Below are 19,882 nucleotides of genomic sequence, written 5' to 3'. Positions count from 1 at the left end.
GTGGGGGGTCAGGCGGTCGCGTGCAGCCTATGCACCTGCCGCGGGCGCTGGGGTGGTCCGACCGCGGCCCGGTCGGCCGCAGGCGGCACCGCCTCATAGAGCGTGGTGCGCTGGCGCAGCGGACGTTCGCAGCGCGCCGCGATCGCACGCAGGTCGGCGGTCTCCATCAGCTGGCCGTTGGCGCCGCCCGCTGCGCGCGTGATCGATTCGTACATCAGCGTGCCGCCGAGGTCGTTGGCGCCGGCCTGCAGGCAGAGCGCCGCGCCTTCGCCGCCCATCTTCACCCACGAGGTCTGGATGTTCGCGATCAGCGGATGCAGCACCAGGCGCGCGACCGCGTGCATCAGCACCGACTCGCGCAGCGTCGGGCCCGAGCGGGCGCGGCCCTTGTGCCACAGCGGCGATTCCATATGCACGAAGGGCAGGGGCACGAACTCGGTGAAGCCGCCGGTCTTCGCCTGCAGGCGGCGGATGGCGAGCAGGTGCCGCGCCCAGTGCCGTGGCGCATCCACATGGCCGAACATGATGGTCGCGGTGCTGCGGATGCCGACCGCGTGCGCGGCCTCCATTACCTCGAGCCATTGCGCGGTGTCGAGCTTGTCCGGGCAGATGATGGCGCGCACCTCGTCGTCGAGGATCTCCGCCGCCGTGCCCGGCAGCGTGCGCAGGCCGGCGTCGCGCAAGCGGCGCAGGTAGTCGCGCAGCGACAGGCCCAGGGTGGCGGCGCCGTGCCGGATCTCCAGCGGCGAGAAGGCATGGATGTGCATGTCGGGCGTCGCGCGCTTCACCGCCGCCAGCAGCTCGAGGTAGGTGTCGCCGGTGTAGTGCGGGTGGATGCCGCCCTGCATGCACACCTCGGTGGCGCCGCGCGCCCAGGCCTCGAGCGCACGGGCGGCAACCTGCTCGGCTTCGAGCCGGTAGGCCGGGCCACGCAGCGTGGAGGCGGCGTGGCTCTTGGCGAAGGCGCAGAAGCCGCAGCGGTGCTGGCAGATGTTGGTGTAGTTGATGTTGCAGTTACGCACGTGGGTGACCGCGTCGCCCACGGTGTCGCGCCGCAGGCGGTCGGCGGCCGCCATCACGGCGTGCAGGTCGGCGCCCTGCGCATCGAAGAGGCGCACGATCTCGTCCTCGGCCAGCTCGCGGCCCGCCAGGGCCTTGTCGAGCAGCGCGCGGATGGCCTGCGAGGGCGCCGTGGCGCCGGCTTGCGGTGCGAATACGCGCAGCGCCGCGGGCGATGGGGCCTGGCCGGTGCCGGCGATCCAGTCGTCGGCGCGGGCGAAGCCGCTCGCGTCGGCGCGGCGCAGCAGGGCGGTGCACATCGCGGTGTCGGTCCACCGCGCAGCCTCGCCCACGAAGGACGGGATCAGCGGCAGGCGCGGGCGCAGATGGCGGCCGTGTGTGGCCGTCTCGGCGGCGAGGGCGTCGATCTGCGGCCAGGCCGCTTCCGGGTTGACGTGGTCGAGCGTGACCGGCGAGATGCCGCCCCAGTCATTGACGCCGGCGCGCAGCAGCGGGCCGAGCTCGCCGGGCCTCAGGTTGGGCGGCGCCTGGATCGACATGCGGGCGCCGAAGATCAGGCGCGCGATCGCGATCGTCCAGGTGTGATCGTCCACGCCGGGCTCGTCCGCCCCTGCCATCACGGTCCCCGGTTTGGCGCGGAAGTTCTGCACGATGATCTCCTGCAGGTGCCCGTGCGCCGCGTGCAGATCGCGCAGCGCGAGCAGGGAGTCGACACGTTCGCGCCGCGTCTCGCCGATGCCGATCAGGATGCCGGTGGTCATCGGCACCGCCTGTTCGCCGGCGAGGCGCAAGGTCTCGAGGCGGACGTCGGGGTGCTTGTCCACGCACTTCCAGTGCGGGCCACCGCGTTCGCACAGGCGGATGGAGGAGGACTCGAGCATGATGCCCATCGAGGCCGACAGCGGGCGGAGCAGGGCTATCTCTTCGGCGCTCATGGTGCCGGGGTTCACATGCGGCAGCAGGCCGGTCTCGCGATGCACCAGCGCAGCCATTTCCGCCAGGTATTCGATGGTCGAGCCGTGGCCGAGCGCGGCGAGGGCGTCGCGCGCGGCCTGATAACGCGATTCCGGGCGTTCGCCGAGGGTGAACAAGGCCTCGTGGCAGCCTGCCGCCGCGCCGGCGCGGGCGATCGCCAGCACTTCGTCCGCGCTCAGGTAGGCGCTCGGCACCGACTTCGGCGTGGTGGCGAAGGTGCAGTAGCCGCAGGTGTTGCGGCACAGCCGGGTGAGCGGGATGAAGACCTTGCGCGAGTAACCCACGTTCGATCCGTGCCCGGCCAGCGTAAGGGCCTCGGCGGCCTGCAGCAACTGGGCGTGCGACGCGTGCTCGGCCAGCAGGTGGATGTCGTCGGCCGACAGCGCGTGTCCTGCCCGCGCGCGGTCGAGAAGGCTCACAGTGAGGTCGTGCATGGCGAGGTCGTGCATGGCATAGGGCTCCAGCGGGAAGGCGTGAAGGAGGCTGCGGCGGCCGGCCACAGGCAGGCGAGGTCGGCAGGGGTGTCGATGTCGATGGCGAGGCCGTTCAACGCGGGCAGGGCGGGCGTGATCCGGCGCAGGCGGGCTTCGGCCAGATGGCGCGACAGGCTGTTGGCGCCGAAGCGGAAAGGGAAGTCCAGGCCGTCCGCCACGAACAGCGCGTTGGTGCCGGTGCCGTGGCGGTCGGTGGCCAGCGCCATGCCCTGGCGGCGGCCGGCGCGCACGAAGCGGTCGATGTCGCTCGCCCGCACCAGCGGCAGGTCGGCGTGGATGATCAGCAGCGAACTCGCACCGTGGTCGAGCAGCCTGTCGGCGGCGGCGCTCAGTGCCGGGTTCAGGCCTTCGCCCGGGTCGGGCAAGGCGAGGACGCCGGCGGGGATCCGCTCGGGTTCGCTGCTGACCACGGCGATGCGATCGATTTCCTGCGCCGCGGACAGGGCCGACAGCACGGTCTCGAGCATCGACTGCACCAGCGCGGCGCGGGCGGCCTCGTCGAGCAGGCCGGACAGCCGCGTCTTGCCGAGGCGGCGCGCCTTGAGCGGAACCACGGCCCAGCAGCTCATGGCCGTGCTCCCGGCGATCCGGCCGCGCGTGTGGCACGCTGCGAGGCGGATTTGGCGTCGTGGGCTGCGAGAGGTTCGAGGTGTCGTTTCTGCATGGTCTTTGTGCTGTCCTTGGCAAAATTGAAACATCTCGGATACGACGACGGCTACTCGCTTTGAGCCCCTCGATGACTGCTGGGCGCGAAATAAAACTATCTATAAAACAGTTTGTTGAGCCTTTTCCGGAGACGCGTTGCGGCTAAATGTGAAAAAGCTCGGTTTTCGTGGTGCGCGAGCGCATCAGGGGTAAAGGGGAAACAGGTAGGGGACGACCGTCAGCGCCACGGTGCTGTAGGCCAGCGTGATGGGCAGACCCAGGCGCACGAAGTCCATCGCGCGGTAGTGCCCGGTGGAGAACACCATCAGGTGCGTCTGGTAGCCGAAAGGAACGAGGAAGCCGGCGCTCGCGCCGTAGCAGACGATCATGATGAAGGGCGTCGGATCGGCGTCGAAGGCTCGTGCCGCCGCCAGGGCGATCGGAAAGCCGAGCGCGGCGGCGGCGTTGTTGGTGAGCACCTCGGTCAGGAGCAGCGTGATCAGATAGGCACCGATGAAGGCGCCCCAGACACCATGGCCGGCGGACACCGCGCTCATCGCCTGCACGATCAGCCCGGCGGCGCCCGAATCTTCCATGACCCGCGCAATGCTCAGTGCCGATCCGATGATCAGCACCAGTTCGAAGGGAAAGCGCCGGCGCATCTCCGCCACCTCCAGCAGGCCGGAGGCGATGAACAGCCCGGTCAGCATCAGCAGCCCCGGCAGCAGCGGCAGGCGCTCGAGCGCTGCAAGCGCTATCACGCCGAAAAATCCGGCAAAGGCCAGGAGGCTCTGACGCGCGCTCAAACGGGGCCTGACGGGGGCACCGCTGACGATGACGAAGTTGCGGTCGAGGTTGCGGTGCTGGCCAAAGTCCGCCCCGGTGGCGAGCAGAAGGCAGTCGCCGGCGTGCAGGACGATGCGCCCCAGCTGACCCGAGAGTTGCTGGTTGCCACGGCGGATGCCGACCACCCCCGCGTCGAACATGGTGCGGAAGTCCAGATCGCGCAGGGTGCGCCCGTCGAGCTCCGATTCGCCGGTGATCACGACCTCGACCAGATTCGAGTGCAGCAGCGCGCCACTCTGATGGCCGAAGAGCTGCAGGCCGGGAAAGCGTTGCAGCGTCGATACCTTTGCGATCTCGCCGGTGAAGATCAGGCGGTCGTCGGCCTGCAGGATCTCGCTCGGACTCGCGGGTGATATGAGATGGCCGTTGCGAACGATCTCGACCAGGTACAGGCCATCGAGCTGGCGCAGCCGGTTCTGTTCGATCGTGCGTCCGACCAGCGGCGCGCCCGGCATCACCCGCGCTTCGAGGAAGTAGCGCTGGACCTGCTCCCCGGAGCCGCCCTGATGAAGGGGAAGATGGCGGCTGCCGATGGCGAGCACGATCAGGCACACGACCGCGATCGGCACACCTGCCCAGGCGAGGTCGAACATTCCGAGCGGGGGAAGCCCGGCCTCGACGGCAAAGGCGTTCACGACGAGGTTGGTGGACGTGCCGATCAAGGTGGTGATCCCACCCAGAATAGCGGCGTACGACAGCGGCAGCAGGACGCGGGAGGGCGGGAGATGTCGTTGCCGGGCCAGGGTGCCGAGCAGCGCGGCGACGATCGCGGTGTTGTTGATGAAGGCCGACGCGATCGCGGTGAAGCCGGTCAGGCGCAACACGGCGAGCGTCGGACGTCCGCGCAGGAGGCGCGCCGGCAAGGCGTCGAGCAAGGGCGCGCGCTCGAGCACCAGCGAGACCATCAGCAGCAACGCCAGCGTGACCACGCCCGGATTCACGTAGCTGGCGAGAAAGCTCCTTTCGTCCGTCCCGATCAGCAGGTGATAGCCGACCGCCCAGCTGACGAACAGGCTCGCGGGCTTGAAGCGGCCGCTCAACAGCAGTGCGAGCAGGACGGCGAGGGAAGCGAGGACGAGATAGGCCGTCATCGCTTGCCTGCGACCGGGGTCGAGCCCGCAGGGGCTGCAAGAGGGGTGAGGTGTCGTGTCTGCATGGTCCTGGCGCTGTCCTTGCCAGGATTGGAACACCTCGTATACGCGGACGGCTACTCGCTTCGGGATACTTCGAGCGCGCGCGCAAGGCTTGCTAAAGCGTTTAAAACCAGACGCTTGCGACTCTCCCCAAGATGCATTCCGGCTGAATGTGAAAAAGCTCGGTTTCTGGGCCGCGCGGCGGCATCGCTCTGCAGATGGACGACGCGCGCCTGGGTCAGGGCCTGGGCGGCAGGGTGGCGGCGAAGGCCAGGGTCTCCTGCGCGACGCGGATGCGGTCGGCCGGCGCCAGCATCAGCGTGTCGGTCACATGCACCGGCACGCCGATCCGCGCGCGCAGGTGCGCGTCGCGCGCATCGAGCACGAAGCCGTCGAGCAGATCGCCGTAGTGGCGGACGATCTCGTCCGCGCTCACCGGCACGCCCAACTCGCTCATGATCTTCGCGGTCGGCCCCTTCACCGCGGCGCCACCGACCAGCGGCGACACCGCGACGATCGGCACGCCGCGCGCGCGCAGCAGCGCACGCAGGCCGGGCACGGCGAGGATGGGGGCGATGCTCAGATAGGGGTTGGACGGGCAGATCAGGATAGCGCCCAGCGCCTCGTCGGCGAGCGCCGCCTCGAGCGCGGCGCAGGGCCGCGTGTCGGGCGCGAACACGAACTCGACTGCGCGCGTCACCGGCCGGCATTGCTGGCGGACGAAATAGTCCTGGAAGTCGAACGTGCCTTCGTCCGTCCGCACCCGGGTGCGCACCGGCTGGTCGGACATTGGCACGATGTCGGCCTCGATGCCGAAGCGGCGCGCGAAGTCGGCGACGATGGCCGACAGCGGCTCGCCCGCCGCGAGCCGGCGCGTGCGCTCGACATGGGTGGCGAGGTCGCCATCGCCGAGGCGGAACCAGGTCTCGCCGCCCAGGCGGGCGAGCGCATCCATGAAGGTCCAGGTCTCGTCGCGCCGGCCCCATCCGGTCTCGGGGTTGGCGAGACCGGCCAGCGTGTACAGCGCGGTGTCGATGTCGGGCGAGATGTGCAGGCCGAGGTGGGTGAAGTCGTCGCCGGTATTGACCACGACGGTGAGCCGGCCGCGGCCGGCCGCGTGCAGCAGTCCGTCGGCGAGCTTGGCGCCACCGACGCCGCCGCTCAGGGCAAGGATGCTGGGTGCGCTCATTGGAACAGGTCCGTGTCGATCGGGCGCACCAGCGCCCGGCAATCCGTCTCGGGCGCGGCGGGCATGAAGCCGCTGGCGATCACCACCGGCATGCCTTCGTCGCCTTCGCCCATCACCACCGCGGCGCCGGCGGCCACCGCATCGGCAAAGGCGGTCTGGGTGATCTGCAGCGTGCGGCCGTGGCGGTCGGTGTCGCCGCGGCGGTCGATCAGCGCGGGAATGCCGGCGGAGCCGAGCGCCACGTTCACCACGCCGTTGCGCCACGGGCGCCCGAAGCTGTCGCTCACGATCACGCCAACCGCCTGCCCGGTCGCTTCGCGCAAGGCCTCGCGCAGCCCGGCCGCCGAGGCCTCCGGGTCCAGCGGCAGCAGCAGGGCGCGTTCCCGGCCCGCCTCGCCCGGCACGTTGGACATGTCGATGCCGGCGTTGGCCATCACGTAGCCGAGGCGGTGACGCACGATCAGCACGCCCGGCACCGCGCGCAGCACGCGCGTCGATTCCGACAGCGTCAGCTCGACCAGGCGCGCGTCCTTGCCGGTGATGCGGGCGAGCTCCCGCGCCTTGTCGGAAGGGATGACCTCATCGAGCCAGGCGAAGCGGCCTTCCGACTTCGACACGATCTTCTGCGCCACCACGACGATGCTGTCGTGGCCCAGCGCGCTGTCGTTCTCCGCCAGCGCCGCCACGATCAGCGGCGAAAGTGCGTCGCCAGGCCGGACCTCGGGGATGCCGGAAAGCGCTTCGAAACAGAGCCGGCGTCCCATGGCCGGCTCCTCAGGCGTCGGCATTCATGTCGAGCGCGCCGGTGATGCACAGGCCGGCGCCGTCGACACGATAGGTCTTGTTGAGAAAGATCAGCACCGAGGTCATCGCCTCGGCCGCGGCGGAGTTGGCCAGGGCGCCGCCGTGCAGCCCGCGCAGGCCGGCGGCATCGGCGAGTGCGACCACCTGGGTGCGGTCGGCCTTGTCGTCGCCGAACACCAGCACGTCGCAGGCGATGTCCTCGTCGGTGGCGAGCTTGTGCGCGGCCACATTGTGGAAGGCGGAAACCACACGCACCGCTTCACCCAGCGTCTGCTGTGCGCGCAGCGCGGCGCAGCCCTCGGGCGGCAGCTGCACACGCATCACCTTGGGCGGCATCAGCGGCACCGTGGTATCCACCACCAGCTTGCCGGCCGCCGCCGCGCGGATCTCCTCGAGGGTCGCGGCCTGCGACGCGAAGGGCACGCTGACGACGATCAGGTCGGCGCGGGCGGCGACTTCTGCGTTGAGCCCCGAATCGACCGGGGTGCCGGTTTCCGCCGCCAGCGCGGCGGCCGCTTCGCGCGCCTTGTCGGCGTCGCGCGAGCCGATCGCCACGCGCAGCCCGGCCTTCGCCCAGCGGCGGGCGAGGGCGGCCCCGAGCTTGCCGGTGCCGCCGATGACGGCGATTGTTCTTGTCTTGTCGATGACCATCTGAATCTCTCCATGGGTGGGCGCGACGCCCGACGATGCGGGCACCGAGGGTGTGAGCCACGCTACTGGAGTTGATGGTCGGAGGGCATCGTCCGATCGGACGAAGTGATGTTGATGTGGCATCGCCTTCAGCTTGTGCGTCGCGGCACCGAGCGAAGCGGACACTGGCCTTGTGTGCGCCAGCAGACAGACGGCAACGCTGCCAACCCTCATCTTGATGACATACGAGCCGAGCTACACGCGGCACCGTCCAGTGATGTAAAGGACCCTTGCTGATCGCTCGCATGCTCGTGGCGGAGTGCGGTGCAGACCCAGCAGAGGGTGCCCGGCCGTCACGTCCCGCTTCTAGAGACTCAGGAGAATTGCCATGAGAACGTTCCAGAGATTGGCCGTCGGTACGGTCGCAGTCGCAATGGTGCTTGGCCTTGCGGGTTGTGCGGGTATGTCGGAGCGGGACAAGAGCACAGCGATCGGTGCCGGTGTCGGCGCGGTCGGTGGTGCTGTGCTCACCGGCGGCAGCGCGGTCGGTACTGTGGGTGGTGCAGCGGTCGGCGGCGTCATCGGTCACGAAGTCGGCAAATAGGGACAGATCATGACGAAACAAACAAACGTCGATCCCGTCTTGGAGGTCCGCGGTCAGGTGGTACAGGATCTGAAGGGCCTTGTTACAGACGTCGAGAGCTTGTTGAAAGAGGTCTTGAGCGCGAGCGGAGAAGAGATCAACGCTGCGGGAATGCGCATCGACGATCGCCTGGGCGAGGCCAAGGCGAGGTTGGTGAGGGCCCGCGTCGCGGCCAGCAAGGGCATGGGCGAGGCCGCCGACATCACGCAAGCGTATGTCGTCCGAAACCCCTGGAAGGTCCTCGGGGGCACCGCCTTGGCCGGATTGATCATCGGCGCGATGTTGCGAAGCCGGTGATCCACGAGTCCGGCGAGGATTGTATGCGGCCGGAATAGAGCAGCGCTATGAAGTTCATTCTCATATGGATCTGGAGATCACGATCATGAAGCAGTTCGGCAAGTATCTGTCTGCGCTTTTCCTCTCGTTCACCCTGATCACTGCAGTGGGCTGTGCCTCGACTTCGAAACAGGAAGGCATGGGCGAGTATGTCGACGACAGCGTCATTACCGCCAAGGTGAAGGCTGCAATCTTTGAGCATCCCAGCCTCAAGTCGGCCGAGATCAACGTCGAGACCTTCAAGGGCGTAGTCCAGCTCAGTGGCTTCGTCAATTCGCAGGCCGACATCAACACTGCAGTCGGACTGGCCCGTGGGGTCAAGGGCGTGCAGTCGGTCAAGAACGACATGCGTCTCAAGTAATCGATGCCTTTCCCGTGGCCACTGCTGAAGCGCATTATCGATGGTGGTCACGGTGCTTGGCTTGCGGTCTTTTCAGGGTTGCTTACCCGGAGGGGAGTGATCGCCGATGCTGAGGCGCCATTGCGCGCGGAGCTGTTCAGCAGCGAGCAGATGGCGCAGCATGGCAAGGCCCTTGCCGTCGCCCATGAACTTGCGCCGGGCCCGCGCCCAGATCAACTCCTGATCCGGCTGGCGGCCAATGAGCGCGCACTCGTCGATGCTTCGCGGCGTCTCACCACAGCCGTCACCGAGAATCGCCGCATCACGCCAGCGGGAGAATGGCTGCTCGACAACTTTTACCTCATCGAGGAGCAGATCCGCACTGCGCGGCGGCACCTGCCGCGCGGCTACAGTGTCGGCCTTCCGCGCCTGGCCAGTGGGCCATCGGCCGGACAACCGCGCGTATACGATCTCATGCTCGAAATCGTGTCGCACGGCGACGGCCGGGTCGATGCCGAGGAGTTGAGCCGCTTCATCGCCGCGTACCAGACCGTCAGTGCCCTCAAGCTGGGTGAGCTGTGGGCCATTCCGATCATGCTGCGTCTAGCGCTGGTCGAGAGCCTGCGCCGCACCAGCGTGCGGGTGGCCGATGCCTGCGCCGAGCGCGATCTGGCAGACGCCTGGGCGGGCCGCATGACCGAGGCGGCAGACACCGACCCCAAGAACCTCATCCTCGTGCTGGCGGACATGGCGCGCTCGAACCCGCCCATGAGCTGCACCTTCGTCGCCGGGCTCGTCCGTCGCTTCCAGCATCGCGGCCCCGCGCTCGCCTTGCCGCTGTCGTGGATCGAGCAGCAGCTTGCCGAACACGGCATGACGATCGAGCAGTCGATCCAGGCGGAGAATCAGCAGCAGGCCGCCGACCAGGTGTCGATCAGCAACAGCATCGGCAGCCTGCGCCTGTTGAGCGCGCTGGACTGGCGCGCCTTCGTCGAGACCATGAGCGTGGTCGAGCATGCGCTGCGCGAAGACCCAAGCGGGATGTATGCGGGTATGGATTTTGCGACCCGCGACCGCTACCGGCACGTGGTCGAGGCGATCGCGAAGAAGAGCGCCTGCACCGAGGGTGAGGTGGCGCACCAGGCCGTGGTGCTGGCGGGCGGCGGTATCCCGGCCAGCGAGCAAGCTGGGGATCGCGCGGCGCAGGGCGGCGACGGGTCAGCTCGCGCCGGCCACGTTGGCTTCTATCTCATCGACAAGGGCCGGCCGGTGCTCGAGCGTGCGGTCGGGTTTCGGCCCTCCTGGTGCGCGGCGCTGAGGGCACGGGCGCGGCGTTGCCCGCTGGCGCTTTATCTCGGCGCCATTGCGCTGCTCAGCGTAGCCATCGCCGGCGGTTTGCTCTGGCCCCTGGGCGCCAGCGTAGGGGAAGACGGTGCAGTGGGCGGAGTATGGGCCTGGTTGCTGACCCTGGCAGTCGCCCCTCTTGCGCTGCTGGCCGCGAGCCGGTTGGGCGCAGCCCTGGTGAATTGGCTGGCCACGCTGCTGGCGACGCCGCACCCGCTGCCGCGCATGGATTTTTCCGCAGGCATTCCGCCGCAGTGGCGCACGCTGGTGGTGGTGCCGACCATGCTCACCAGTGCGGACAACGTCGATGAGCTGGTCGAGGCGCTCGAAGTCCGCTTCCTGGCCAATCGCGACGACAGCCTGCATTTCGGTCTGCTCACCGACCTGCTCGATGCCCGCGAGGAGACGCTTCCCGAGGATGCCGCGCTGGTCGAGCGCGCGCGCCTCAGCATCGAGGCGCTCAATCGCAAGTATGGCGATGGCCGGCCCAGCACCGCAGGCGACATCTTCTTCCTCTTCCATCGCCCGCGGCGCTGGAACCCGAAGGAAGGCGTGTGGATGGGACATGAGCGCAAGCGCGGCAAGCTCGCCGAGCTCAACGCGCTGCTGCGCGGCGTCCCCGCCGCTCCCGGCGCGGGCTTCGCGTGCGTGGTCGGCGATACCGCTGCGCTGTCCGCGGTGAAGTTCGTCATCACCCTCGACACCGACACCCAGTTGCCGCGCGATGTGGGGCGGGCGCTGGTGGCGGCGATGGCGCACCCGCTCAATCGCCCGCAGCACGATCGGGTCACGCGCCGTGTCATTGCCGGCTACGGCATCCTGCAGCCCGCGGTGGCGATCAGCCTGCCGGGCGCCAGCAGATCCCGCTATGCACGCCTCAATGGTGGCGAGCCCGGCATCGATCCGTATACGCGGGCGGTGTCGGACGTATACCAGGACCTGTTCGGCGAAGGCTCCTTCGTCGGCAAGGGCATCTACGACGTCGAAGCGTTCGAGCATTGCCTCGGCGGCCGTCTTCCGCCTGATCGCATCCTCAGTCACGACTTGCTCGAGGGTTGCCATGCGCGTTCCGGGCTGCTCAGCGACGTGTCGCTCTACGAGGACTATCCGGCGCGCTATGGCACCGATGTGAGCCGCCGTCAGCGCTGGATTCGCGGCGACTGGCAGCTCGTCGCATGGCTGCGCTCACGGGTGCCGGTGCAGTGCGCCGATCCCGCGCCAGGCGAGGGTGGCCAAACACAGGCCCCCTGTAGCGAGCCCAACCCACTGTCTGCCTTGTCGCGCTGGAAGCTGTTCGACAACCTGCGCCGCAGTCTCGTCCCCGCGGCACTGGTGCTGCTGCTGGTGCTGGGCTGGATCGTTCCCGGCGTGGCATGGACGTGGACGCTGTCGGTGATTGCCATCGTGTTGCTGCCGTCGGTGCTGGCGACGCTGCACGAGTTCGTGCGCAAGCCGCAGGAGGTGACCTGGCGGCAGCACGTCACCGCGGTAAGAATCGCCGCGGCGCGCCGTGGTGGCCAGGTGGCGTTCGAGCTGGCCTGCCTGCCGCACGAGGCCTGGTTCAGCCTGGATGCGATCGTGCGCAGCGTGTGGCGCATGGCGGTGTCGCACCGCAGGTTGCTGGAGTGGAACCCCTCAAGCGAGGCCGAGCGTGCCTCCGCCCAGCGCGGCGCCCATGGTTTCGCCAGCGTGCTGCGCGCGATGTGGATGGGCCCGGCGCTCGCCGCTGCCGCGGCGACGCTGCTGGCGCTGACCAATCCGGCCGCACTCGGGGCGGCGCTGCCCGTGCTGCTGCTGTGGTTCGCGTCGCCCGCGATCGCGTGGTGGATCAGTCAGCCGCTTGTGCGCCCGGTGATGGAACTCTCGCTCGAGCAGCTTCGGTTCCTGCGCCAGTTGTCGCGGCGGACCTGGGCCTTCTTCGATACCTTCGTCGGCCCGCTGGACCACTGGCTGCCGCCGGACAATTTCCAGGAATATCGCGTGGGCTTGATCGCCCACCGCACCTCGCCCACCAACATCGGCATGGCACTGCTGGCCAACCTGTCCGCCTACGACTTCGGCTACCTCACCGCCGGCGGCGTCGTGCAGCGCACGGCAGACACCCTGCACACCCTGGCCGGGCTGGAGCGCCACCGCGGCCATTTCTACAACTGGTACGACACGCGCACGCTGCAGCCGCTGCCGCCGCTCTACGTGTCCACGGTGGACAGCGGCAACCTCGCCGGCCACCTCATCACCTTGCAGGCAGGCCTGCGCGCGCTCGGCACCGACCCGATCGTGCCCGCGCGACTGCTCGAGGGCGTGCGCGACACCTTCGCCATCGTCGAGGCGGAGCCTGGCGTTGCGCCGGATCGCCTGGCGGCGTTCGCGCGGGCGCTGGCGGCTGCGGCCGGTTCGTCGACCGCGGCATCCTCCGCGTCCCTCGCGGCGCTGCGCGCCAGTCTGGCGACCCTGGCGGGGCTCGCGGATGCGCTCGTCCCCGCACAGGGCGAGGGCGCAGGGGGCGAGAGCGCAGGGGCCGAGAACATGCAGGGCGAGCGCGTTCAGAGCGAGCGCGTTCGGGGCGACAGCGCGCTGCTGCGGGAGGCGCGCACGCCGGAGGGCGCCGGGGGCGAATGGCCCCAGGCGCTGGCGCGCCAGTGCCGCGCGGCCCTGGATGAAGTCGATTTCCTCGCCCCCTGGTTGAGCCTGGCGCCACTTCCGGCAGGGCTGGAGGCGGAGCTTGCCGGCGAGCCTGGCGACGAGTTTGCCCACGAATTTGCCGACCCTCTCGCCCGTATCGACCCGGATGCGCCGATTCCGACCCTGCTGGAACTCGCGAGCGTGGACCTGCGCTGCGCACTGCTCATTACCGATCGCCTGGCGGCGGCAAGGTCCGCAGCCACTGCTGCAACAGCCGCACAGCACGCCTGGCTGAGCGAGCTGCAGCGCCACCTTGCCACCGCTGGCGCGCGTGCCCGCGAGCGCCTGGCGATGATCGACCGGCTGGCCGTGCAGGCCGGTGAGCTGGGGCACATGGAGTTCGGCTTCCTGTATGACCAGTCCCGCCACCTGTTCACCATTGGCTACAACGTCACGGAACAGCGGGTCGACGCGAGCTATTACGACCTGCTGGCGTCCGAGGCACGCCTGAGCACCTTCGTCGCCATTGCCCAGGGGCAGATCCCGCAGGAGAGCTGGTTCGCCCTCGGCCGCCTGCTCACCCGCACGGCGGGCGAGCCGGTGCTGCTGTCGTGGAGCGGGTCGATGTTCGAATACCTGATGCCGCTGCTGGTGATGCCGACCTACGACGGCACCTTGCTCGACCAGACCTGCCGGGCCGCGGTGGCGCGCCAGATCGAGTATGGCCGCCACCGCGGCGTGCCCTGGGGCATCTCGGAGTCGGGGTACAACACGGTGGATGTGCATCTCAACTACCAGTACCGCGCCTTCGGCGTGCCCGGGCTGGGACTCAAGCGCGGACTGTCCGACGATCTGGTGGTTGCGCCGTATGCCTCGGCGCTGGCGCTGATGGTGGCGCCCGAAGAGGCGTGCGCCAACCTGCAGCGCCTGGCTGGCGCGGGCTACATGGGCCGCTTCGGCATGTTCGAAGCCATCGACTACACGCCGGCGCGCCAGCGCCGCGGGCAGGAATGCGTGGTGGTGCGCTCGTTCATGGCGCACCATCAGGGCATGACGCTGCTCGCACTTGCCGAGCTCGTCCTGGGACGCCCCATGCAGCGCCGCTTCGAGGCCGATCGCGAGTTCCAGTCGGTGCTGCTGCTGTTGCAGGAGCGCATTCCGCGCGCGACCGAACTGTTTCCCCACACCGCCCAGCTCGCCGAGATGCACTCAGCGGCGACCGGCGACGAGACACCGATCCGGGTCTTCAATACGCCGCATACACCGATGCCCGAGCTCCAGCTGCTGTCCAATGGGCGCTATCACGTGATGCTCAGCAACGCCGGTGGTGGCTACAGCCGGTGGAAGGAGCTTGCCGTCACGCGCTGGCGCGAAGACGGTACCTGCGACAACCGCGGCGCGTTCTGCTACCTGCGCGAGCTGAGCACCGGCCAGGTGTGGTCGACCACCTACCAGCCCACGCTCAAGTCGCCGGCCGTCTACGAGGCGATCTTCTGCGAAGGCCGTGCCGAGTTTCGCCGCCACGACGTGCTCGGTGGCGGCAGGGTGGATGGTGGCAGAGCGGACGGCGGCAGGCCGAACGAGATCGAGACCTACACCGAGATCGTCGTCTCGCCGGAGGACGACATCGAGCTGCGCCGGGTGCGCCTGACCAATCGCTCGGGCGAGCGCCGGCAGATCGAGCTCACCAGCTACGCCGAGGTGGTGATCGCGCCACCGGCCACGGATGCCCTGCATCCGGCGTTCAGCAACCTGTTCGTGCAGACCGAGATCGTGCGCGCCCGCCAGGCCATCCTGTGCACCCGCCGGCCGCGCTCGCGCGACGAGCAGGCGCCGTGGATGTTCCACCTGATGGTGGTGCGCCCGCAGGCGTCCGGCGTGGCGTCCGAGCCTGGCTCCGAAGTCGGGCCGGGTACGGTGTCGTACGAGACCGATCGTGCGCGTTTCCTTGGCCGCAACGCCAGCACCGCGGATCCGCTGGCGATGCGCGCCGCGGGGCCGCTGTCCGACAGCGAGGGCTCGGTGCTCGACCCTATCGTGGCCATCCGCTGCACCGTCACGCTCGAGCCCGACCAGACGGCCGTGATCGACATCGTCACCGGCATCGCCGAGCGCCGCGAGGTGGCGGAGTGCCTGATCGACAAGTACCAGGACCGCCACCTCGCCGACCGCGTCTTCGAGCTGTCGTGGACGCACAGCCAGGTCGTGCTGCGCCAGCTCGACCTGAGCGACGCCGACGCCCAGCTGCACGCCCGCCTGGCGAGCGCGGTGCTCTACGCCAACGCGGCGCGGCGGGCCGATGCGAGCGTGCTGGTGCGCAACCATCGCGGCCAGTCCGGGCTGTGGGGCTACGCGATCTCGGGCGATCTGCCGATCGTGCTGCTGCAGATCGCCGACGCCGCCAACATCGATCTCGTCCGCCAACTGGTGCAGGCCCATGCCTATTGGCGGCTGAAGGGGCTGGCGGTGGATCTGGTGATCTGGAACGAGGAGCACGCCGGCTACCGCCAGCGCCTGCAGGACGAGATCATGGGTTTGATCGCCTCGGGCGTGGGCGCGAGCGTGATCGACCGCCCCGGCGGCATCTTCGTGCGCATGGCCGAGCAGATCGCCACCGAAGACCGCGTTTTGCTGCAGTCGGTGGCGCGGGTGGTGCTCTCGGATGCACGCGGCACGCTTGCCGAACAGCTCGACCGACCTGCGTCGGCCCGAGTGCGCGAGATGGCCTTCCAGCCCAGGCAGAGCGGCGCGTTCGACGTCGCCGCCAGCAAGAGCGGTGGTGCTTCGCCGCGCACCGATCTGATCCTGGGTAATGGGCTTGGCGGTTTCAGCGCCGATGGGCGCGAGTACGTGATCACGCTCGCGCCCGGGCAGGTCACGCCCGCGCCGTGGGTGAATGTGCTGGCCAATGCCGCCTTCGGCAGCGTGGTGTCGGAGAGCGGGGCGGCCTACACCTGGGGCGAGAATGCGCACGAGTTTCGCCTCACGCCTTGGGACAACGACCCGGTCAGCGATGCGGGGGGCGAGGCGCTCTATCTGCGCGATGACGACAGTGGCGTTGCATGGTCGCCGACGCCGCAGCCGCTGCGGGCCGAAGCCAGTTACGTTGTCCGCCACGGCTTCGGCTACAGCGTGTTCGAAACCTGCGCGTTTGGCATCGTCTCCGAGCTGTGGGTGTATGTCGCCCCCGATGCCGCAATCAAATTCTCGGTCCTGAAGCTGCACAATACGTCGGCACGGACGCGAAGATTGTGTGCGACGGCCTATGTGGAGTGGGTGCTGGGAGATCTGCGGCAGAAGTCGGCCATGCATGTCAGTACCGCGCTCGACGCCGACAGCGGGGCCTTGCTCGCGCGTAACCCCTTCAACGCCGAATTTGCCGAGCGGGTGGCCTTCCTCGACGTCGATGATCCGGCACGCAGCGTAAGCGGCGACCGCGACGAGTTGATCGGTCGCAACCGCAGCCTGCGCTATCCTGCAGCGCTGGGACGGACGCACCTGTCGGGCACGGTGGGGGCGGGGCTGGACCCTTGCGGGGCCATGCAGGTTGCGGTCGAGCTCCCTGCCGGGCAGACGCGCGAAATCGTGTTCCGCCTGGGTGTCGGCCGCAACAGCCAAGAGGCCAGGGCGCTCGTGCGTCGCTTCCGCGGCGCCGACGCCGCGCGAGTGGCGCTCGAGGCGGTGCGGGAGCAATGGAACCACACCCTCGGCGCGGTGCAGGTCGAGACCCCCGACCCCGCGTTCGACGTGCTCGCCAATGGCTGGTTGATCTACCAGACCCTGGCGTGCCGGATGTGGGCACGGAGCGGCTATTACCAGTCGGGCGGTGCCTTTGGTTTCCGCGACCAGTTGCAGGACGCGATGGCGCTGGTCCACGCGGAACCGGCGCGAGTGCGCGCGCACTTGCTGTTATGCGCGAGCCGCCAGTTCCCGGAGGGCGACGTGCAGCACTGGTGGCATCCGCCCGCTGGCCGCGGCGTGCGCACAAGGTGTTCGGACGACTACCTTTGGCTACCGCTGGCAGTGTGCCGCTACGTCAGCGTCAGCGGTGATACCGGCGTGCTCGACGTACAGCAGCCCTTCCTGGAGGGGCGGCTGGTCCGGCCCGAGGAGGATTCGTACTATGACCTGCCCGGCCGTTCAAGCGAGGACGCCAGCCTTTACGAGCACTGCGTGCGCGCCATCCGCCGCGCATTGCGCTTCGGCGAGCACGGTCTGCCCTTGATGGGTTCGGGCGACTGGAATGACGGGATGAATCTCGTCGGCATCCAGGGGCGGGGGGAGAGTGTGTGGTTGGGATTTTTCCTCTGCGAGGTTCTGCTTCGCTTCACCAAGCTTGCCGATCTTCGGGACGACCGCGTTTTTGCCGACTTGTGCCGCAGCGAGGCGGCCGCGCTTCGCCAGCGCATCGAACACCACGCCTGGGACGGCGATTGGTACCGTCGCGCCTGGTTTGACGACGGCACGGTGCTGGGCTCGGCGCAGGGTGCGGAGTGCCGCATCGATTCCATCTCGCAGAGCTGGTCGGTGCTGTCCGGCGTGGCCGACGAGGCACGTTCGCGGCGGGCCATGCAGTCCCTCGATGAACACCTCGTGCGGCGGGAGGACAACCTCATCCAACTGCTCGAACCTCCGTTCGACACCTCGAGCCTTGATCCGGGGTACATCCGTGGCTACGTGCCGGGGGTGCGGGAAAACGGTGGTCAATACACCCACGGTGCAATCTGGGCCGCAATGGCGTTTGCCACCCTCGGCGAGGGCGAGCGGGCATGGGAGCTGCTACGAATGATCAACCCGTTGAGCCATGCGCACTCGACGCAGGCAATCGACCGATACAAGGCCGAGCCCTATGTCGTGGCTGCCGACGTCTATGCGCGCGCTCCGCATACCGGGCGTGGCGGCTGGACTTGGTACACCGGTTCTGCCGGCTGGATGTACCGGCTGATGGTGGAGTCGCTACTGGGGCTGCGTGTGGAAGGCGATCGCCTATGGCTCGTACCGAACCTGCCGGGCGAGTGGCCGAAGGTCGGGCTCCACTACCGTTATCGGCACACCGTGTATCACATCCTCATCGTGCAGCACCCCGCCTGCGGCGATCTGGCGGGCGGTCGTCAGCGCTTGAAACTCGATGGGGTGGAACTGCCTGAGAGCATGATCACGCTGGCCGACGACCAGCGCGAGCATCGGGTCGAGATGGATTTGTGGCGCAAGGCGGCACCAGCGGTGTCAGATGGCCGGGTCGTGCTCCAGTCTTGCCCTGTCGTGGCCCCCTGCATCGGCCCGCATCGGAGCGCCGATGCGGGAGGGGCGCAGCCTGGGCGCATGGCATGACTTGCGGCTGCTTCTACACGATCCATTGTTTCGCCCACCATGCCTACGGTGTGAGAGCGGGTCTATCCATCGCAGCAGGGTAATGACGATGGTCTCATGACGATGGGCGTCTGCACGCACAATGAAGCATTTCCCGAAGGACTGACCAAGCCCACTTTGCGAATACTTCACCCATGAAATCAACTGCCCGACACCTTGAACGACATCGCACCGATCGCATCGGCTGGCTGCGGGCGAGCGTGCTTGGGGCCAATGATGGCATCGTTTCCACTGCCAGCCTGCTGGTCGGCGTTGCTGCGGCCGGGCCGAGCCGGGAGAGTGTCCTTGTGGCGGGGGTTGCCGGGCTCGTGGCGGGCGCAATGTCGATGGCCGCGGGTGAGTACGTGTCCGTGCATTCGCAAGCAGACACCGAGAAGGCCGATTTGGCGCGAGAACGTGCCGAACTTGAGGCCGATCCGGCAGCAGAGCGTCAGGAGTTGGCGTCGATTTATGTTTCGCGGGGACTTCATCCAGACCTGGCGCAACAGGTTGCCGCGCAACTGATGGCCCATGATGCGCTCGGCGCGCATGCGCGCGACGAACTCGGCGTTACCGACACGCTCGGGGCGCGCCCGGTCCTGGCCGCTCTGGCCTCTGCTGCCAGCTTTGCGCTCGGGGCGGGGCTTCCGCTGGGCGTGAGCCTGATGGCCCCTGCGCAGGGTCTGATCCCCTGGGTTGCGGGGACATCGCTCGTCTTTCTCGCCGCCTTGGGCGGAGCTGCGGCACGCGTCGGCGGCGCCGGGGTGATGGCGGGAGCGTGGCGGGTGAGCTTCTGGGGGGCTCTGGCGATGGGTATGACTGCGGGGGTCGGTGCCCTGTTCGGCACTGTCGTCTGACCCGTTTGCAATCGCCTCGTGGACTGAGCGTTGAGCCGGTGTTGTCGTGAAAAAACCCCGACCAGCGGGGCTTTGTGTTGTGGTTCGGGAAACAGCGGGGGTTAGGCTGCCTTCTTCGGGGACGGTGTTACGGCGGTAGCGATCTTGTTTCCTGCGTCACGCGTTGCCTCGACATTCGCAGCCACCATTTCCCTTGTCTGTCCGGCGAGTTTCGACAGGAAGTCGAACCCGGCTTGGATGTTTGCATCTGCGGTTGAACTCATGCCCAGCGTTCCGAAATAGGCGTTCAGCACATTGCCTATCCGTTTTTGCGACTCGGTCGCAATGTTCTGAACGCCGTATATGTAGTCCGCAAACTGCGCCAAGGCCGGATTCGTCGCGGAGTGCTGCATTTTCGGCAGCGCATTCATGTTGCGGACCGCCAGCAGATCGTTGGAGGCTGCTAAGCACTCGTGAAGGGCGGCACGGGCTAACTCTTGGTTCAACGCGGTCAGGCGCTCAAGGTTGGAAAAGGCAATTTCCGACAGCGCTCCGACCGTATTGGTGTAGGCCTCGACCTTGCGCGCTTGTTCAGTGGTGATCGATTGCATTGAGTCTTCCTTTTGGGAATATCTGCGTGAATTGGCCTGGTGCGGAGCAGCGTATGGGTTTTCGC

General features: G+C 68.2%; 12 protein-coding genes. 5 read left to right on the top strand and 7 right to left on the bottom strand.

Annotated elements, in window-relative coordinates; translation table 11 throughout:
* Positions 1-8 precede the first annotated feature (8 nt).
* From cofH to npdG, 6 genes are all read right to left on the bottom strand, one after another.
* On the bottom strand, positions 9-2,444 hold the full coding sequence (cofH, locus tag CKCBHOJB_RS11790; RefSeq protein WP_281048863.1) for a 5-amino-6-(D-ribitylamino)uracil--L-tyrosine 4-hydroxyphenyl transferase CofH: 2,436 nt from the start codon (positions 2,442-2,444) through the stop codon (positions 9-11).
* On the bottom strand, positions 2,411-3,058 hold the full coding sequence (cofC, locus tag CKCBHOJB_RS11785) for a 2-phospho-L-lactate guanylyltransferase (protein WP_281048862.1): 648 nt from the start codon (positions 3,056-3,058) through the stop codon (positions 2,411-2,413). The genes cofH and cofC overlap by 34 nt, the downstream gene beginning before the upstream one ends.
* A 279-nt stretch (positions 3,059-3,337) precedes the next feature.
* Positions 3,338-5,071 (bottom strand): SLC13 family permease, encoded by a 1,734-nt coding sequence (locus CKCBHOJB_RS11780; protein WP_281048861.1) that lies wholly within the window; start codon positions 5,069-5,071, stop codon positions 3,338-3,340.
* 280 nt (positions 5,072-5,351) lie between these two features.
* Positions 5,352-6,302 (bottom strand): 2-phospho-L-lactate transferase, encoded by a 951-nt coding sequence (cofD, locus tag CKCBHOJB_RS11775; RefSeq protein WP_281048860.1) that lies wholly within the window; start codon positions 6,300-6,302, stop codon positions 5,352-5,354.
* The gene (cofE, locus tag CKCBHOJB_RS11770) at positions 6,299-7,066 is read right to left on the bottom strand and encodes a coenzyme F420-0:L-glutamate ligase (protein ID WP_281048859.1); all 768 of its coding nucleotides are present in this window, start codon (positions 7,064-7,066) and stop codon (positions 6,299-6,301) included. Before cofE ends, cofD begins: the two co-directional genes overlap by 4 nt.
* A 10-nt stretch (positions 7,067-7,076) precedes the next feature.
* Positions 7,077-7,757 carry an NADPH-dependent F420 reductase gene (npdG, locus tag CKCBHOJB_RS11765; protein ID WP_281048858.1) on the bottom strand — a complete coding sequence of 227 codons (681 nt, stop codon included), beginning with the start codon at positions 7,755-7,757 and terminating at the stop codon, positions 7,077-7,079.
* A 367-nt stretch (positions 7,758-8,124) separates the two neighbouring features.
* Here npdG and CKCBHOJB_RS11760 point away from each other — a divergent pair, with 367 nt between their 5' ends.
* From CKCBHOJB_RS11760 to CKCBHOJB_RS11740, 5 genes are all read left to right on the top strand, one after another.
* The gene (locus CKCBHOJB_RS11760; protein WP_281048857.1) at positions 8,125-8,340 is read left to right on the top strand and encodes a glycine zipper 2TM domain-containing protein; all 216 of its coding nucleotides are present in this window, start codon (positions 8,125-8,127) and stop codon (positions 8,338-8,340) included.
* A 9-nt stretch (positions 8,341-8,349) separates the two neighbouring features.
* Positions 8,350-8,676, top strand: a complete 327-nt coding sequence (locus tag CKCBHOJB_RS11755) for a DUF883 domain-containing protein (protein ID WP_281048856.1) — start codon at positions 8,350-8,352, stop codon at positions 8,674-8,676.
* 85 nt (positions 8,677-8,761) lie between these two features.
* Entirely contained in the window at positions 8,762-9,076 is a 315-nt protein-coding gene (locus CKCBHOJB_RS11750) for a BON domain-containing protein (protein WP_281051680.1), read from the top strand.
* Positions 9,077-9,172: 96 nt separating this feature from the next.
* On the top strand, positions 9,173-18,352 hold the full coding sequence (locus CKCBHOJB_RS11745) for a glucoamylase family protein (RefSeq protein WP_281048855.1): 9,180 nt from the start codon (positions 9,173-9,175) through the stop codon (positions 18,350-18,352).
* Between the two features lie 173 nt (positions 18,353-18,525).
* Entirely contained in the window at positions 18,526-19,227 is a 702-nt protein-coding gene (locus CKCBHOJB_RS11740) for a VIT family protein (protein ID WP_281048854.1), read from the top strand.
* A gap of 101 nt (positions 19,228-19,328) precedes the next feature.
* Here CKCBHOJB_RS11740 and CKCBHOJB_RS11735 read toward each other — a convergent pair whose 3' ends face one another.
* Positions 19,329-19,817, bottom strand: a complete 489-nt coding sequence (locus tag CKCBHOJB_RS11735) for a phasin family protein (RefSeq protein ID WP_281048853.1) — start codon at positions 19,815-19,817, stop codon at positions 19,329-19,331.
* Positions 19,818-19,882 lie beyond the last annotated feature (65 nt).

The organism is Thauera sp. GDN1 (assembly GCF_029223545.1).
GTDB lineage: Bacteria > Pseudomonadota > Gammaproteobacteria > Burkholderiales > Rhodocyclaceae > Thauera.
This window is presented reverse-complemented; position numbering and strand designations above follow the sequence as displayed.

Bases quoted from the DNA above. Each gene is read 5' to 3' on its own strand.
- cofD (WP_281048860.1), bottom strand. From the start codon at position 6,302: ATGAGCGCACCCAGCATCCTTGCCCTGAGCGGCGGCGTCGGTGGCGCC.
- CKCBHOJB_RS11760 (WP_281048857.1), top strand. From the start codon at position 8,125: ATGAGAACGTTCCAGAGATTGGCCGTCGGTACGGTCGCAGTCGCAATG.
- CKCBHOJB_RS11780 (WP_281048861.1), bottom strand. From the start codon at position 5,071: ATGACGGCCTATCTCGTCCTCGCTTCCCTCGCCGTCCTGCTCGCACTG.
- cofE (WP_281048859.1), bottom strand. From the start codon at position 7,066: ATGGGACGCCGGCTCTGTTTCGAAGCGCTTTCCGGCATCCCCGAGGTC.
- cofH (WP_281048863.1), bottom strand. From the start codon at position 2,444: ATGCACGACCTCGCCATGCACGACCTCACTGTGAGCCTTCTCGACCGC.
- cofC (WP_281048862.1), bottom strand. From the start codon at position 3,058: ATGAGCTGCTGGGCCGTGGTTCCGCTCAAGGCGCGCCGCCTCGGCAAG.
- npdG (WP_281048858.1), bottom strand. From the start codon at position 7,757: ATGGTCATCGACAAGACAAGAACAATCGCCGTCATCGGCGGCACCGGC.
- CKCBHOJB_RS11755 (WP_281048856.1), top strand. From the start codon at position 8,350: ATGACGAAACAAACAAACGTCGATCCCGTCTTGGAGGTCCGCGGTCAG.
- CKCBHOJB_RS11740 (WP_281048854.1), top strand. From the start codon at position 18,526: ATGAAATCAACTGCCCGACACCTTGAACGACATCGCACCGATCGCATC.
- CKCBHOJB_RS11750 (WP_281051680.1), top strand. From the start codon at position 8,762: ATGAAGCAGTTCGGCAAGTATCTGTCTGCGCTTTTCCTCTCGTTCACC.
- CKCBHOJB_RS11735 (WP_281048853.1), bottom strand. From the start codon at position 19,817: ATGCAATCGATCACCACTGAACAAGCGCGCAAGGTCGAGGCCTACACC.